This is a genomic window from Streptomyces sp. NPDC029159 (assembly GCF_055564055.1).
On the sequence record NZ_JBVHWT010000010.1, the window covers coordinates 32682 to 48607 of the forward strand.

Here is a 15926-nt window from a genome sequence, read left to right on the forward strand (position 1 = left end):
CGTCCCCCCCCCCCCCCCCCCCCCCCCCCCCCCCCCCCCCCCCCCTCCCCCCCCCCCCACCCCCCCCCCCCCCCCCCCCCCCCCTCCCCCCCACCCCCCCTCCCCCCCCCCCCCCGCGGTGGTGTGTGCGCCCTGTGATCGGGATCTCATAGCGGGCGGCCGGGCAAAACCGCAGGTCAGAGAGGTAAGTTCGGCCTTCCTTGCTAGCGGTGGAGGGGGCGTCACGCCTAGTTTCGGGGTGTTGGAGGGGAAAGTGCCGAACAGCGGCCCACACCTCGTCGAAGGGAGTAGGTCCCTATGTCCGTCACCGATGTCATGGATGCCTCGGCACCGACCCATGTCGCCCACCGCGACAACCACACCCACCGCGACGTCAACGGCGGCTGGCTGCGCCCCGCCGTCTTCGGCGCCATGGACGGGCTGGTCTCGAACCTCGCGCTGATGACCGGCGTCGCCGGCGGCGCGGTCTCCCAGCAGACGATCATCATCACCGGGCTGGCCGGGCTGGCCGCGGGCGCCTTCTCGATGGCCGCCGGTGAGTACACCTCGGTCGCCTCCCAGCGGGAGCTGGTCCTCGCCGAGCTGGACATCGAACGCACCGAGCTGCGCAAGCACCCGACGGACGAACGGGATGAGCTGGCGGCCCTCTACGTCTCGCGCGGGGTGGAGCCGGAGCTGGCCCGGCAGGTCGCCGAACAGCTCTCCGCCGACCCCGAGCAGGCGCTGGAGATCCATGCCCGCGAGGAGTTGGGCATCGATCCGTCCGACCTTCCGTCGCCCACCGTGGCCGCGGTTTCCTCCTTCGGATCCTTTGCGCTGGGCGCGCTGCTGCCCGTACTTCCTTACCTGTTGGGCGCTTCCGCGCTGTGGCCCGCGGTGGTGTTGGCGCTGCTCGGACTCTTCGCGTGCGGCGCGGTCGTGGCGCGGGTGACGGCCCGTTCGTGGTGGTTCAGCGGGGTGCGGCAGCTGCTCCTCGGTGGCGCCGCCGCGGGTGTGACGTACATCCTGGGAACGGTGTTCGGAACCGTCGTAGGGTGACGCTCCCATGCGGGGGCTCGCATAATTATTGAGTTACTCGGCGGTTTCATGTAGCTGACCGCCGGGCATAAGGCCGGGGCGCCACACGGGCAATGCCGCTCGGTGGGCGCCCCGTTTCCGGACCGGGTTGTCCGTCCGCGACCTCGCACACCGCACTCGCGGTGTCCGCATGTTGGAAGGCTCTATCCGCTTCCCGAGAAGCGAGCCATCCTGTAACCTGCACGAAATTTCGCGGAGGGCCAACGTCGTCCCTCGGCAGTGCCTATGCCACGACGACGTTGGGAGAGCCGATGCGTTCCGCGTCCACGCACTCCGCGGCCACCGCCGGCGCCACCCGCGCCGCCTGGTCGCCCATGGACGGGCGCCCCGCCCCGCAGGGGATGTACGACCCGCGCAACGAGCACGACGCCTGCGGTGTCGGCTTCGTGGCCACCCTCACCGGCGAGCCGGGCCATGCGCTGATCGAGCAGGCGCTCACGGTGCTGACCAACCTGGAGCACCGCGGTGCCACCGGCTCCGAGCCCGATTCGGGCGACGGTGCGGGCATCCTCCTCCAGGTGCCGGACGCGTTCCTGCGCGAGGAGGTCACCTTCGATCTCCCCGAGGCCGGCGGATACGCCGTCGGTATCGCCTTCCTGCCCGCCGAGGCCCAGCAGGCGGCCGCCGCCGTCTCGCAGATCGAGACGATCGCCGCCGAGGAGGGCCTGACGGTCCTCGGCTGGCGCGTCGTCCCCGTCGCCCCGGCGCTCCTCGGCAACGGCGCCCGTGCCACCATGCCGGCCTTCTCCCAGCTGTTCGTCTCGGATGGTGAGAACACCGGGCTGGCGCTGGACCGCAAGGCGTTCGCGCTGCGCAAGCGCGCCGAGCGCGAGGCGGGCGTCTACTTCCCGTCGCTCTCCGCCCGCACCCTCGTCTACAAGGGCATGCTCACCACCGGGCAGCTGGAGCCGTTCTTCCCGGACCTCTCCGACCGGCGTTTCGCGTCGGCCATCGCGCTGGTCCACTCGCGGTTCTCCACCAACACCTTCCCGAGCTGGCCGCTGGCCCACCCGTACCGCTTCGTCGCGCACAACGGTGAGATCAACACCGTCCAGGGCAACCGCAACTGGATGCGGGCCCGCGAATCGCAGCTCGCCTCCCAGCTCTTCGGCGACCTCGACGTCGACCGGCTCTTCCCGGTCTGTACGCCGGACGCCTCCGACTCCGCCTCCTTCGACGAGGTCCTGGAGCTGCTGCACCTCGGCGGCCGGTCGCTGCCGCACGCGGTGCTGATGATGGTCCCCGAGGCGTGGGAGAACTCCCCGTCGATGGACCCGGCTCGGCGCGCGTTCTACCGCTACCACTCCACGATGATGGAGCCCTGGGACGGCCCGGCGTGCGTCACCTTCACCGACGGCACCCAGGTCGGCGCGGTCCTCGACCGCAACGGGCTGCGCCCCGGCCGCTACTGGGTCACCGACGACGGTCTGGTCGTGCTCTCCTCCGAGGTCGGCGTCCTCGACATCGACCCCGCCAAGGTCGTCCGCAAGGGCCGTCTCCAGCCGGGCCGGATGTTCCTCGTCGACACCGCCGAGCACCGCATCATCGAGGACGACGAGATTAAGGCGGAGCTGGCCGGCGCCCACCCGTACCAGCAGTGGCTGGACGAGGGGCTGATCGACCTCGCCGACCTGCCCGAGCGCGAGCACATCGTGCACACCCACGCCTCGGTCACCCGCCGTCAGCAGACCTTCGGCTACACCGAGGAGGAGCTGCGGGTCCTGCTCGCGCCGATGGCGAACTCCGGTGCCGAGCCGATCGGTTCGATGGGCACGGACTCGCCGATCGCCGCGCTCTCGGCCCGGCCGCGGCTGCTCTTCGACTACTTCACCCAGCTGTTCGCGCAGGTCACCAACCCGCCGCTGGACGCCATCCGCGAGGAGCTGGTCACCTCGCTGATCTCCTCGCTCGGCCCGTCCGGCAACCTGCTGGAGCCGACCGCGGAGTCCTGCCGCAGCGTCACCCTGCCGTTCCCGGTGATCGACAACGACGAGCTGGCCAAGCTCATCCACATCAACGCCGACGGCGACATGCCCGGCATGACGGCCGTGACGCTCTCCGGTCTCTACCGCGTCGGCGGCGGGGGCGAGGCGCTCGCCGCGCGGCTGGCGGAGATCTGCGCGGAGGCCACCGCCGCCATCGAGGCCGGCGCCCGGCTGATCGTCCTCTCCGACCGGCACTCCGACGCCGAGCACGCCCCGATCCCGTCGCTGCTGCTCACCTCGGCCGTCCACCACCACCTCATCCGCACCAAGCAGCGCACCCAGGTGGGGCTGCTGGTCGAGGCCGGGGACGTCCGCGAGGTGCACCATGTCGCGCTGCTGATCGGCTACGGCGCCGCCGCGGTCAACCCGTACCTGGCGATGGAGTCCGTCGAGGACCTGGTCCGCGCCGGGACCTTCCTGCCCGCGGGGACCGACCCCGAGGCCGCCATCCGCAACCTCATCAAGGCGCTCGGCAAGGGCGTCCTGAAGGTCATGTCCAAGATGGGCATCTCGACCGTCGCCTCCTACCGCGGTGCGCAGGTCTTCGAGGCGGTCGGCCTGGACGACGCGTTCGTCGACACCTACTTCCACGGCACCGCCACCAAGATCGGCGGCGCGGGCCTGGACGTCGTCGCCGAGGAGGTCGCAGCGAGGCACGCCAAGGCGTACCCGGCGACCGGTATCGCCGCCAGCCACCGCGCGCTGGAGATCGGCGGCGAGTACCAGTGGCGCCGCGAGGGCGAACCGCACCTCTTCGACCCGGACACCGTCTTCCGGCTCCAGCACTCCACCCGCGCCCGCCGCTACGACATCTTCAAGCAGTACACGGACCGGGTGAACGAGCAGTCCGAGCGGCTGATGACGCTGCGCGGCCTCTTCGGCATCAAGGGCGCGCGCCCGTCGGTCCCCGTCGACGAGGTCGAGCCCGCCTCGGAGATCGTCAAGCGGTTCTCCACCGGCGCCATGTCGTACGGCTCCATCTCGCAGGAGGCGCACGAGACGCTGGCCATCGCCATGAACCAGCTGGGCGGCAAGTCCAACACCGGTGAGGGCGGCGAGGACCCGGAGCGGCTGTACGACCCGGCGCGCCGCTCGTCCATCAAGCAGGTCGCCTCCGGCCGCTTCGGTGTGACCAGCGAATACCTCGTCAACGCCGACGACATCCAGATCAAGATGGCCCAGGGCGCCAAGCCCGGCGAGGGCGGCCAGCTGCCCGGGCACAAGGTCTACCCGTGGGTGGCGAAGACCCGGCACTCGACGCCCGGCGTCGGCCTGATCTCCCCGCCGCCGCACCACGACATCTACTCCATCGAGGATCTCGCGCAGCTGATCCACGACCTGAAGAACGCCAACCCGGCGGCGCGGATCCACGTGAAGCTGGTCTCCGAGGTCGGCGTCGGCACCGTCGCCGCGGGTGTCTCCAAGGCGCACGCGGACGTCGTCCTCATCTCCGGCCACGACGGCGGTACGGGCGCCTCCCCGCTCACCTCCCTCAAGCACGCGGGCGGCCCCTGGGAGCTGGGCCTCGCCGAGGCGCAGCAGACGCTGCTGCTCAACGGGTTGCGCGACCGGATCGTGGTGCAGACCGACGGCCAGCTGAAGACCGGCCGGGACGTGATCATCGCGGCGCTGCTGGGCGCCGAGGAGTTCGGCTTCGCGACCGCGCCGCTGGTCGTCTCCGGCTGCGTCATGATGCGCGTCTGCCACCTCGACACCTGCCCGGTCGGCATCGCCACCCAGAACCCGGTGCTGCGCGAGCGGTTCAGCGGCAAAGCCGAGTACGTCGTCAACTTCTTCGAGTTCATCGCCGAGGAGGTCCGCGAACTCCTCGCCGAGCTGGGCTTTTGCACCCTCGACGAGGCGATCGGCCACACCGAACTCCTCGACACCACGCGGGCGGTGGACCACTGGAAGGCCCAGGGGCTCGACCTCGCCCCGCTGCTGCACGTCCCCGAGCTGCCCGAGGGCGCCGTCCGGCACCAGGCCACCGTCCAGGACCACGGGCTGGCGAAGGCGCTGGACAACGAGTTGATCCGGCTCGCCGCCGACGCGCTGTCCGCGGACACCGCCGAGGAGGCGCAGCCGGTCCGGGCCCAGCTCGCGATCCGCAACATCAACCGCACCGTCGGCACCATGCTCGGCCACGAGGTCACCAAGAAGTTCGGCGGCGCCGGACTGCCCGACGACACCGTCGACCTCACCTTCACCGGCTCCGCCGGCCAGTCCTTCGGCGCGTTCCTGCCGCGCGGGATCACGCTGCGGCTGGAGGGCGACGCCAACGACTACGTCGGCAAGGGCCTCTCCGGCGGCCGCATCGTGGTCCGCCCCGACCGCGGCGCCGACCACCTCGCGGAGTTCTCCACCATCGCCGGCAACACCCTTGCCTACGGCGCCACCGGCGGCGAGATGTTCCTCCGGGGCCGGGTCGGCGAGCGCTTCTGCGTCCGCAACTCCGGCGCCACGGTGGTCTCCGAAGGCGTCGGCGACCACGGCTGCGAGTACATGACCGGCGGCAGCGCCGTCGTCCTCGGCGAGACCGGCCGCAACTTCGCCGCCGGGATGTCGGGCGGGTCCGCGTACGTCATCGACCTCGACCCCGCCCACGTCAACAAGGAGCTGGCCGGGGCGGTGCGTCCGCTGGACGGCGCCGACAAGGAGTGGCTGCACACGGTGGTGCGCCGCCATCAGGAGGAGACCGGCTCGACCGTCGCGGCCAAGCTCCTCGCCGACTGGGACGCCGCCGCTGCCCGCTTCAGCAAGGTCGTCCCGCCCACCTACCAGGCAGTGCTCGCCGCCAAGGAGGCCGCCGAGCAGGCCGGGCTCTCCGAGTCCGAGACCCACGAGAAGATGATGGAGGCGGCGACCCATGGCTGACCCGAAGGGCTTCCTCAACCACGACCGCGAGGTCGCCACGGCCCGCCCCGTCGGTGAGCGCGTCCAGGACTGGCGCGAGGTCTACCGGCCCGGCGCCCTGCTGCCGATCATCAGCGAGCAGGCGTCGCGCTGCATGGACTGCGGCATCCCGTTCTGCCACAACGGTTGCCCGCTGGGGAACCTCATCCCCGAGTGGAACGACTACGCCTGGCGCGACGACTGGAGCGCCGCGTCCGAGCGGCTGCACGCCACCAACAACTTCCCGGAGTTCACCGGGCGCCTGTGCCCGGCGCCCTGTGAGGCGGCGTGCGTCCTCGGCATCAACCAGCAGCCGGTGACCATCAAGAACGTCGAGGTCACCATCATCGACAAGGCGTGGGACAGCGGCGACGTCACCCCGCAGCCGCCCGAGCGGCTCTCCGGCAAGACCGTCGCCGTCATCGGCTCGGGCCCGGCGGGCCTCGCCGCCGCCCAGCAGCTGACCCGCGCCGGGCACACCGTCGCCGTCTACGAGCGGGCCGACCGGATCGGCGGGCTGCTGCGGTACGGCATTCCCGAGTTCAAGATGGAGAAGCGGCACATCAACCGCCGGATCGAGCAGATGCGGGCGGAGGGCACCAAGTTCCGCACCGAGACGGAGATCGGCCGCGACATCGACGCGACGAAGCTGCGCAAGCGGTATGACGCCGTCGTCATCGCCGCGGGCGCCACCACCTCCCGGGACCTGCCGGTGCCCGGCCGGGAGCTGAACGGCATCCACTTCGCGATGGAGTACCTGCCGCTCGCCAACAAGGTGCAGGAGGGCGATCTGACCGTCGCCCCGATCACCGCCGAGGGCAAGCACGTCGTCGTCATCGGCGGCGGCGACACCGGCGCGGACTGCGTCGGCACCGCCCACCGGCAGGGCGCGGCGTCCGTCACCCAGCTGGAGATCATGCCGCGGCCGGGCGAGGAGCGGTCCGCGGGCCAGCCCTGGCCGACCTTCCCGATGCTCTACAAGGTGACCTCGGCGCACGAGGAGGGCGGCGAGCGCATCTACTCCGTCTCGACCACTCACTTCGAGGGTGACGAGGACGGCAACGTCCAGTGGCTGCACCTGGCCGAGGTGGAGTTCACGGACGGCAAGTTGGCGCAGAAGCCCGGCACCGAGCGGCGGATCCCGGCGCAGCTGGTCACCCTCGCGATGGGCTTCACCGGCACCGACCGGGAGAACGGGCTGGTCGAGCAGTTCGGCCTGGAGCTGGACGCCCGCGGGAACATCGCCCGCGACGCGGAGTTCGCCACCAACGTCCCCGGGGTGTTCGTCGCCGGTGACGCCGGGCGCGGCCAGTCGCTCATCGTGTGGGCCATCGCCGAGGGGCGCTCCGCCGCCCGCGGCGTGGACCGCTTCCTCACCGGTGCCAGCGCCCTGCCGGCGCCCATCAAGCCGACGGACCGCGCACTCGCCGTGTGACGGTACGTCCCTTCCTGTCCCGTACAACGGCGTACGGCGGCATGGGCCCCGGGAGCGATACCGGGGCCCATACCGCGACGCCTGCCTGATTCCCCGACCGGCAGGCGGGCGTCGCGCGTCTCTTGGCGGGCCGCCCGCCCCGGCGCGGGGCGGGCGGCCCGTACTCACTCCCCGGACCCGCCGTCCCCGGCCGCCAGCCGGGCGGGGAAGCCGCCGGTGGCGACCGGGCCCCAGCGCCGCGGGACCACCCGGATCAGGGATTTCCCCTGGTCACGCATGGCCTGGCGGTACTCGTCCCAGTCCGGGTGCTCACCGGCGATGTTGCGGTAGTACTCGACCAGCGGCTCGATGGACTCCGGTACGTCCAGCACCTCGGCCTCGCCGTCGATCTGCACCCACGGGCCGTTCCATTCGTCGGACAGCACGATCACGCTGACCGACGGCGCCCGGCGGGCGTTGCGCACCTTGGCGCGCTCGGGATACGTCGACATGACCAGCCGTCCGTCGTCGTCCACCCCGCAGGTCAGCGGCGAGCCCTGCGGGGTGCCGTCGGAGCGGCGGGTCAGCAGGATCGCGCGGTGCCGGGGGCGGACGAACTCCAGCAGCTCGGGCAGTTCGACTCGGGTGTTACGGGCGATGGAGGGGCTCATGGCGCGAGCCTAGAGGGTGTCTTCCCGATCTTTGCGGATCACGCTGTGGTGGCCGGTGCCGTGCAGCGCGGCCCCGCCGTCCCGGAAAAGAAGAGGGCCGGGGCGGGGAGGGAGAGGTACCGCGGCGCCCCACACGCCGCGGTGCCCCTGCCGCCCCGCCCCGGCCCGGTGTCCGCCGCGGCGCCGCGGGGAGTGGCGCGCCGCCGTGCGGACGGTCGGGGTGGTTCAGCGGTGCGAGGCCAGCGGTTTGCCGGTGGCCGCGTCGACGAGGGTGCGGTGGCCGAGCGGCTGCTTGAGATCCAACGTGACCTTGTCGGTGGCCAGTTGGGCGGTGCACATCTTCTTGTCGTCCTTCTTACGGCTCCAGCCGGAGACCACGACCAGCTTCTCCGACTCCCGTACGTGCGCGCCGTACTTCGCGTCGCAGGCGCCGTGGCCGACGGTCACCGTCACCTTCCGCGCCGAGACGCCCGGCCGGTCCGCCCCGGCCAGCGGCAGCAGCGCCTCCTTGTGCTCAGACAGCGGCTCGACCTTCGGCCAGTCCCGCACGATGGTGTCGGCGCGCTGCTCGAACGGGTCCTGCTTGCCGGGCGGTGCGGCTCCGACGGTCTGCTTGGCCCCGCCGCACCCGGCCAGCGCCGTACCGGCGGCGGTCAGGGCGATCAGGGCGGCCAGGGTGCGCCGCGCGGTACGGCTCTTCCCGGCGGGGGTGCGGGTGGTCCGCTGTGCTGTGGTGGTCCACATGTCTGCCTCCTCGGGTCACGCATGGGACGGAGCCGGGCCCGATCGGGTTCCGCTTCCCGCGCCGTCCGCACGGTCTGCCCACGGCAGAAGGGGCTTCGCGGGTGGCGCCCCGGTCCGTAGCGTCGCCGCTATGACCTCTCCTCGTACGGAACTCCGCCGGCTCACCGACACCGTCTGGCAGCTGCCGTTCGCCCTCGGGCACGTCCACCTCGTCGCGCTGCCCGGCGACGGCTTCGCCGCCGTCGACACCGGCATGCCCGGCTCCGCCCCCGCGATCCTGGCCGCGCTCGGGCAGCTCGGCGCCGGGCCCGGTGCGCTGCGGCAGATCGTGCTGACCCACTCCCATATCGACCACGTCGGCTCGGCCGCGGAGCTGGTCGCCGCCACCGGCGCCACCGTGCTGGCGGGTGCCGGTGACGTCCCCTTCATCACCGGCGCCCGCCCGGAACCGCAGGCGCTGCCCACCCCGGCGGAGGAGCAGCTCCGGGCGGAGATCGACGCGGGGCTGCCCGGCGGGGTGCTGCCGGCGGGGGAGCCCGTCGCGGTGGACGTCCCGCTGCGGGAGGGGGACACGCTCGACGGCTGGGGCGAGCCGGTGCACGTACTGCACGTCCCCGGGCACACCCCGGGCGGTGTCGCGCTCCATCTGCCGCGCTCGCGGGTGCTGTTCCCCGGCGATCTCATCGGCAGGGTCGGCGGCCGGGTGGTGCTCGGTCCGTTCAATGTCGCGCGGGAGCAGGCGGAGGCGTCGTTCCGGCGGCTCGCCGCGCTCGACGCCGTCGAGACGGTCTGTGTGCCGCACGGAGAACCCCTGGTGGAGGGCGCACGCGCCGCGCTGGCCGCCGCCACGCCGGAGCGCGACTGGCGGTGAGGTGACGTCTGGGGCGAGTGGGGTCGGGGGAGTTGGCGGGACGGGCACCCTTGTCACGCTGAGCGTCCGCTCACATAATCACAGAGCGCTTTACGGACTCATCCCCCACTGGGTCCGCAGGCCGCACGGCAGGCTGCCCTTTTCCCAGCCGTGCCGCGCACCGGCTCCGGTGGGGCACGCGTCCGTCGTCGTCGACGTGCAACCCCCCACGAAAGGAAGCCCGTTGCGCAGCTCCCTGAAGCACCTCAAGAGAACCACCGCCGCCGGCGCCGTCGCCCTGGCCGCCTTCAGCCTTCTGCCCGGCACCGCCTTCGCGGCGCCCGCCCCCGACGCGTCCGGCTCGGTGAGCACCAAGGTCGTCGGCGGCACCAAGGCCGACCAGGGTGAATTCCCCTTCATGGTCCGGCTGTCGATGGGCTGCGGCGGCGCGCTGTACGCCAAGGACATCGTGCTGACCGCGGCGCACTGCGTCGACGGCAGCGGTCCCAACACCGACATCACCGCCACCGCGGGCGTCGTCGACCTGGAGGACTCGGCCGCCGTCACGGTCAAGTCCAAGGAGGTCCTCCAGGCCCCCGGCTACAACGGCAAGGGCAAGGACTGGGCGCTGATCAAGCTGGAGAAGCCGATCGACCAGCCCACTCTGAAGATCGCCCAGGACGACAAGTTCAACAACGGTGACTTCACCATCGCCGGGTGGGGCGCCGACAAGGAGGGCGGCGACCAGCAGCGCTACCTCCTGAAGGCGACGGTGCCGTTCATCGACGACGCCACCTGCCAGAAGGCGTACGGCGACGACCTGACCCCGGGCGACGAGATATGCGCCGGCAAGCTCGACACCGGCGGCGTCGACACCTGCCAGGGCGACTCCGGCGGCCCGATGTTCCGCAAGGACGACGCGGGCGAGTTCATCCAGGTCGGCATCGTCTCCTGGGGCGAGGGCTGCGCCCGTCCCGGCAAGCCCGGTGTCTACTCCGAGGTGAGCACCTTCGCCGCGGACATCGCGAAGGCCGCGGGCGAGCTGGGCGCCTGACCCGCTGCCCCCACCGCGTGGCGGCGGACTTCCCCCGGGTCCGCCGCCGCACCCGACCGCCCCGGTACCGGCCCGCCCCGCCGGTACCGGGGCGGTGTGCGTGGCGGCGCGGGCGGCCCGCGCCGTACGTCCCGCCGCCGCCCCGCCTCCGTTAGTCCAACTGCTCTCCCTCCTTTGTCCATAGGCGCACCCGTCCCACCGGCCGCACGCTGTCCGGCGACAGTCCCGCGGCCGCGATCAGGGAGGACAGTGCGCGTGAACGAAGAGAGAACGGATCCGGGCGGCCCCAGCAGGCGGACGGTCGTCGCCGCCACCGCGCTCGCCTCGGCGGCCGCCGCGCTGCCCCTCGGCGCGGGCACCGCGAGCGCCGCGCCCGCCGCCCGCGGCGGTACGGCGGTGCTGCGCTCGGCGGCGCTGGAGGTCCGCGTCGCCACCGGATTCCCGCAGGTCGTCGCGTACACCGACCGGGCCTCCGGCGCCGCGTTGGACGGGCGGCAGGACGTGGTGCGCGAGGTGCTGATCGACGGGCGGGCCCACACCCCCGAGGTCACCCACCGCCTCGCCGCCGACCGCGCCACGTACACCCTCGACCTCGGCTCCGGCACCCGGATCGGGGTGGAGATCGCGGTGGCCGGACCGACCGTCACCTGGCGGGTCACCGGCATCGAGGACGGCGCGGCGCTGCCCGTCGGCACCCTGGAGATACCGGGGCTCGCGCTGCTGAGCGTGCGCAGCGACCAGCCGGGCGCGCAGGTGCTCGCCGCCCGGATCGACCTCGACAAGTCCCGCAGCGGCCGGGGGAAGGCGGTCGACGACGTCCTCGACGGCGCCGCCTCGCTGAAGTCCCGCGGCGAGAACCCCGGTGTCGTCTACCGCACGGTGTCGCACACCGTCCGCTTCCGCCCCGGCCGCCGCTACCGGAATTCATTCGCAGTGCATCGGCCTTCAGGTCGGTGGTGAAGCGAATCTGACAGCGGCGACGCGGAGCGTCGCAGACTCAGGTCCGGTGGTGCCGGACAGTGCGGTTCTTCGCCGCGAGGGCTTCTCCCGGCGGAGCCGGGCGGGGCTCACACCGGCCGGTTCTGCTGTTCGATGTACTGCCTGACCGCGGAGAGCGGGGCACCGCCGACGGTTCCGGCGAAGTAGGACCCGGACCAGAGCTTGTTGGCCCGCCAGTGGTGGCGCACCAGGTCGGGAAACTCCTGGCGGAGGCGGCGGGAGGAGACACCCTCCGAGGGAGTTGACCAGCTTGGTCACGGCGACCTTGGGCGGGAGGTGCACCGGCAGGTGGACATGGTTGCCCTCGCCGTTGAACTCCACCAGGTCGCACTCGAAGCCCGTACACACCGACCGCGTGATCTCCTCCATCCGCCTCAAGTGGGCATCGGTGGACACCTTGTGCCGAAACTTGGTCGCGAAGGTCACGTGCACATGCCTCACGAAGACACAGTGACGATCATTTCTGATCTCTCGCATATCACCCATAACCTGCGTACGTAGGGTGACGGTCATGCAGCTCAGGTACGCCTTCAGGTTGTACCCGGGCGCCGGTCAGCAGGCCGCGCTGGCGAAGGCGTTCGGGTGCGCCCGTGTCGTGTTCAACGACGCGGTCCGCGCCCGTGAGGACGCCCGTAAGGCCGGGCAGCCGTTCCCGACGGCTGGTGAGCTGTCCGTGCGCCTGATCACCGAGGCCAAGCGAACGGCCGAGCGGTCCTGGCTGGGCGAGGTCTCCGCGGTGGTGCTCCAGCAGTCCCTGCGGGACGCCGAGACCGCATACCGTAACTTCTTCGCCTCCCTCAAAGGCACCCGGAAAGGACCGAAGGTCGGCGCGCCCCGCTTCAAGTCCCGCAAGGACGCCCGGCAGTCGATCCGGTTCACCGCCAACGCCCGCTGGAAGATCACCGACAGCGGCCGTCTGAACCTGCCGAAGATCGGCGCGGTGAAGGTGCGGTGGTCCCGCACCCTGCCCGCCACGCCCACCTCCGTCACCGTCATCAAGGACGCGGCAGGCAGATTCTTCGCCTCCTTCGCCATCGACACCGACCCCGCCGCCGACCAGGCACGGATGCCCGAAACCGACCGCACCATCGGCATCGATCTCGGCCTGACTCACTTTGCCGTGCTCTCCGACGGTACGAAGATCGACTCTCCGCGCTTTTTGCGGCGCGCGGAGAAGAAGCTGAAGAAGGCCCACAAGGAGCTGTCCCGCAAGCAGAAGGGGTCGAAGAACCGGGCCAAGGCCCGCCTCAAGGTCGCCCGCGCCCACGCCAGGGTTGCTGACGCACGTCGTGAGTTCCACCACCAGCTCTCCACGAAGCTGATCTCCGAGAACCAAGGGATCGCCGTGGAGGACCTGTCGGTGGCGGGACTGGCCCGCACCAAGCTGGCCAAGTCCGTGCATGACGCCGGCTGGTCGTCGTTCATCAGCATGCTGGAGTACAAAGCGCAACGGTACGGCCGCACCCTGATCAAGATCGACCGGTTCACACCGACCTCCCAGACCTGCTCCACCTGCGGCGCCGTGGACGGACCCAAACCCCTGAACGTCCGGGAATGGACCTGCGCCGCTTGCGGCACCGTCCATGACCGGGATACCAATGCCGCGATCAATGTGAAGACGGCCGCCGGACTGGCGGTATCGGCCTGCGGAGCGCCGGTAAGACCGGGAGCAATCCCGGCACAGCGCCAAGAAACAGGAAGCCACGGACCCCCGACCGAACCCCGTGCCGCGTAGCGGCGCAGCAACGATCGGGAAGGCCAGAATCCTCGGGCTTCAGCACGAGGAGCAAGTCAACGCGTCTCGTTCCGGTACGCCAACGAGAAGGCCGGTCAGTACGCCTGGCTCACCGCCGTCGACGAGCCCGCACCCCGCGAACTGGACCGCCACCCGCTGCCGGCGGCGACCGCGCCGGCCACGTTCACCTACGAGTTCACCGCGCCGGACGGCGGCGAGACGTGGGTGGGGCTGCGGAAGACCGGTGACGACGGCAAGGCCGAGTTCGTGCTGGACGGGTTCGAGGTGCGGGAAGTGTGAGGACGGCCCCGGAACCGCCCCCCGCCGGGCGTGGTTCCGGGGCCGGGGTCTCACCCGTCGCCGAGGGCACCGCCGAGGAGCGGGAGCAGGCGGTCCCAGTGGTGCGGCGTGATCCACACGACAGGCGGAGCCCGCGCGGCGGTATGGGCGCCTCGGCCGGACGCCGGGCCCGCGGTGGCCCGTGCGGCGCTCAGCGGAGCACCGGGTCACCGATCCGTGAGTGGCGCAAGGCCGTCCCGGTGGTCATGTCCACAACGTAGTCCGGCGGACGACGGCGATGCCAGGGTTCCGGGCGCGGGGCCGGCGCCGGAGCGCCGGGCGGCGCGGGCCGGTTCCGCCGCCCGGCCGGAGGCCGCCCCCCTCACGGCACCAACCGCGGGACCCCCGCCCCCTCCGCCCCGCCCAGCTCCAGCAGCAGCACCTCGTTGGGGCCCTCGTGCAGTACCGGGCCCGGGACGTACAGGGTCCGCTGCGGGCCCCGCGACCAGTAGCGGCCGAGGGGGAAGCCGCCCAGCCAGGCGAAACCCCTGGTCCAGCCGGGGAGTTCGAGTCGGGCGTCGCCGGCGGTGCCGGGCGGGACGGTGACCGTGCCGCGGTGCAGGCCCCGGGCGCCGGGGCGGGGCGGGCCGAACGGCAGCCGGGCGAGCGCCGTCGCGTCCTCGAACGCGTCCAGCCGCAGGCCCTGCGCCCGTATGCCGTGCAGATACTGGCGCTCGTGCAGCACCCCGCCGGTGAGGCCCTTGGGCTCGCCGAGGCGGGGGCCGTAGTTGACCCGGCCCAGGGACTCCACCCACAGCTCCACCTCCGCCGGGCCCGGTACGTCGCCGAGCAGCGCGTCCTCGGCGTCCAGCTCCGGGCCCGGCACGCCGTCCACGAACGTCACCGCGAGATCCCGCAGGCCCCGTACCCGCAGCGGATACGGCTGCCGGGGGCCCGGGACGCGGAGCCGGTAGCGGACCAGACCGCGGTCCACGTCCAGTTCCTCGAAGGTCGCCGGGACGGGTGTCTCCACCTCCGGGCCGCCCAGCGTGTCCAGCACCGCGTCGGGCGCCGCCCACCGGTCGAGGCGGACGGCCGCGGGGGCGCCCAGCACCGGCCAGGGTGCGGGCGGCGGGGGCGGCGGGGCGTCCGTGTACGGGGCCAGGGCCTCGCGGAAGAGGGCGAACTTGGCGGTGGGGCGGCCGCGTTCGTCGATCGGGGCGGCGTAGTCGTAGGAGGTGACGGTCGGCTGGAGCGGGCCGTCGTGCAGCTCACCGGCGCGGTTGGCGCCCGCGTGGCCGCCGAAGCTGGTGCCGCCGTGCGCCATGTAGAGGTTGACGGACGCCCCGCACTCCAGGGCGGCGCGCAGCTCCCGCGCCGCCCGCTCCGCACCGTCCGGTGCGGGCGCCTCGCCCCAGTGCGCGAACCAGCCGCACCACAGTTCCGCGCAGAACAGCGGTCCGGACGGCCGGTGGCGGCGGAGCGTGGCGAACGCCTCCGGGGCGCCCGAGCCGAAGGTCACCGCGGCGAGCACGCCCGGCAGCGAGCCGCCGGTCAGCATGTGGTCCTCCGGCCCGTCGGAGGTGAACAGCGGCACCGTGACGCCGTGTTCACGCAGCAGCTCCGCCAGCCACGCCAGGTGGCCGGTGTCCGACCCGTAGGAGCCGTACTCGTTCTCCACCTGGACCAGCACCACCGGGCCGCCGGCGGTGCACTGGCGGGGGGCGAGCTGCGGCAGCAGCGCCGTGAACCACCGCTCCACCGCCGCCAGATACGCCGGATCGGCGGTCCGCACCCGGCCGCCCAGCGGTCCGGTCAGCCAGTGCGGCAGCCCGCCGTTCTCCCACTCGGCGCAGCTGTACGGGCCGGGCCGTACGATCGCCCGCAGCCCGGCGCGCCCGGCCGCGTCCAGGAACCGGCCCAGCGCGGCCACGTCCCGCAGCTCGCCCGGGCGGGGTTCGTGGAGGTTCCACGGGACGTATGTCTCCACGCAGTTCAGGCCCAGCGCGCGCAGCATCGCCAGCCGGTGGTCCCACTGCGCCTCGTGGACGCGGAAATAGTGCAGCGCCCCGGACAGCAGCCGCAGCGGCCGTCCGTCCAGCAGGAAATCCCGCTCACCCACCGCGAACGCCGCCTCGCCTGCCACCGTGGTGCCCGCCCTCCGTCGCCGCCGTCCGTGCCGCCCACCCTCGCCCCCTGGCGGGGCGGCGGTCCATGGACAAAGAT

The 15926-nt window shown here is 72.4% G+C and carries 10 protein-coding genes and 2 pseudogenes; 8 read left to right on the top strand and 4 right to left on the bottom strand.

What is annotated here, in order from left to right:
- Nucleotides 1-297: 297 nt before the first annotated feature.
- The 3 genes from ACZ4U4_RS20155 (at nt 298) to ACZ4U4_RS20165 (ending at nt 7389) form a co-directional block, all read left to right on the top strand.
- Nucleotides 298-1038 (top strand): VIT1/CCC1 transporter family protein, encoded by a 741-nt coding sequence (locus tag ACZ4U4_RS20155; RefSeq protein WP_467875982.1) that lies wholly within the window; start codon nt 298-300, stop codon nt 1036-1038.
- A 290-nt stretch (nt 1039-1328) separates the two neighbouring features.
- Nucleotides 1329-5936 (top strand): glutamate synthase large subunit, encoded by a 4608-nt coding sequence (gene gltB, locus ACZ4U4_RS20160; protein ID WP_467875984.1) that lies wholly within the window; start codon nt 1329-1331, stop codon nt 5934-5936.
- Nucleotides 5929-7389, top strand: a complete 1461-nt coding sequence (locus tag ACZ4U4_RS20165) for a glutamate synthase subunit beta (RefSeq protein ID WP_467875986.1) — start codon at nt 5929-5931, stop codon at nt 7387-7389. Before gltB ends, ACZ4U4_RS20165 begins: the two co-directional genes overlap by 8 nt.
- A gap of 164 nt (nt 7390-7553) precedes the next feature.
- Here the strand turns inward: ACZ4U4_RS20165 and ACZ4U4_RS20170 are convergent, their stop codons facing one another.
- Together ACZ4U4_RS20170 and ACZ4U4_RS20175 are read right to left on the bottom strand one after the other, a co-directional pair.
- A complete protein-coding gene (locus tag ACZ4U4_RS20170) occupies nt 7554-8039 on the bottom strand; it encodes a PPOX class F420-dependent oxidoreductase (protein ID WP_467875989.1) in 486 nt (161 codons plus the stop codon).
- A 225-nt stretch (nt 8040-8264) separates the two neighbouring features.
- Nucleotides 8265-8783 (bottom strand): hypothetical protein, encoded by a 519-nt coding sequence (locus ACZ4U4_RS20175; protein ID WP_467875991.1) that lies wholly within the window; start codon nt 8781-8783, stop codon nt 8265-8267.
- Between the two features lie 130 nt (nt 8784-8913).
- Here ACZ4U4_RS20175 and ACZ4U4_RS20180 point away from each other — a divergent pair, with 130 nt between their 5' ends.
- The 3 genes from ACZ4U4_RS20180 (at nt 8914) to ACZ4U4_RS20190 (ending at nt 11647) form a co-directional block, all read left to right on the top strand.
- Nucleotides 8914-9654, top strand: a complete 741-nt coding sequence (locus ACZ4U4_RS20180) for an MBL fold metallo-hydrolase (protein WP_467875994.1) — start codon at nt 8914-8916, stop codon at nt 9652-9654.
- A 223-nt stretch (nt 9655-9877) separates the two neighbouring features.
- Nucleotides 9878-10687 (top strand): S1 family peptidase, encoded by an 810-nt coding sequence (locus ACZ4U4_RS20185; protein WP_467875996.1) that lies wholly within the window; start codon nt 9878-9880, stop codon nt 10685-10687.
- A gap of 255 nt (nt 10688-10942) precedes the next feature.
- Complete coding sequence (locus ACZ4U4_RS20190; RefSeq protein ID WP_467875997.1) at nt 10943-11647, top strand: hypothetical protein; 705 nt, start codon at nt 10943-10945, stop codon at nt 11645-11647.
- Between the two features lie 107 nt (nt 11648-11754).
- Here ACZ4U4_RS20190 and tnpA read toward each other — a convergent pair.
- Nucleotides 11755-12172, bottom strand: a pseudogene (gene tnpA, locus ACZ4U4_RS20195) (IS200/IS605 family transposase).
- A gap of 25 nt (nt 12173-12197) precedes the next feature.
- Here tnpA and ACZ4U4_RS20200 point away from each other — a divergent pair.
- Both ACZ4U4_RS20200 and ACZ4U4_RS20205 read left to right on the top strand, forming a co-directional pair.
- On the top strand, nt 12198-13421 hold the full coding sequence (locus tag ACZ4U4_RS20200; RefSeq protein ID WP_467875999.1) for an RNA-guided endonuclease InsQ/TnpB family protein: 1224 nt from the start codon (nt 12198-12200) through the stop codon (nt 13419-13421).
- 48 nt (nt 13422-13469) lie between these two features.
- Nucleotides 13470-13721, top strand: a pseudogene (locus ACZ4U4_RS20205) (hypothetical protein); the annotation flags it as partial.
- A 361-nt stretch (nt 13722-14082) separates the two neighbouring features.
- Here the strand turns inward: ACZ4U4_RS20205 and ACZ4U4_RS20210 are convergent.
- Nucleotides 14083-15846 (bottom strand): glycoside hydrolase family 35 protein, encoded by a 1764-nt coding sequence (locus ACZ4U4_RS20210; RefSeq protein WP_467876001.1) that lies wholly within the window; start codon nt 15844-15846, stop codon nt 14083-14085.
- Nucleotides 15847-15926 lie beyond the last annotated feature (80 nt).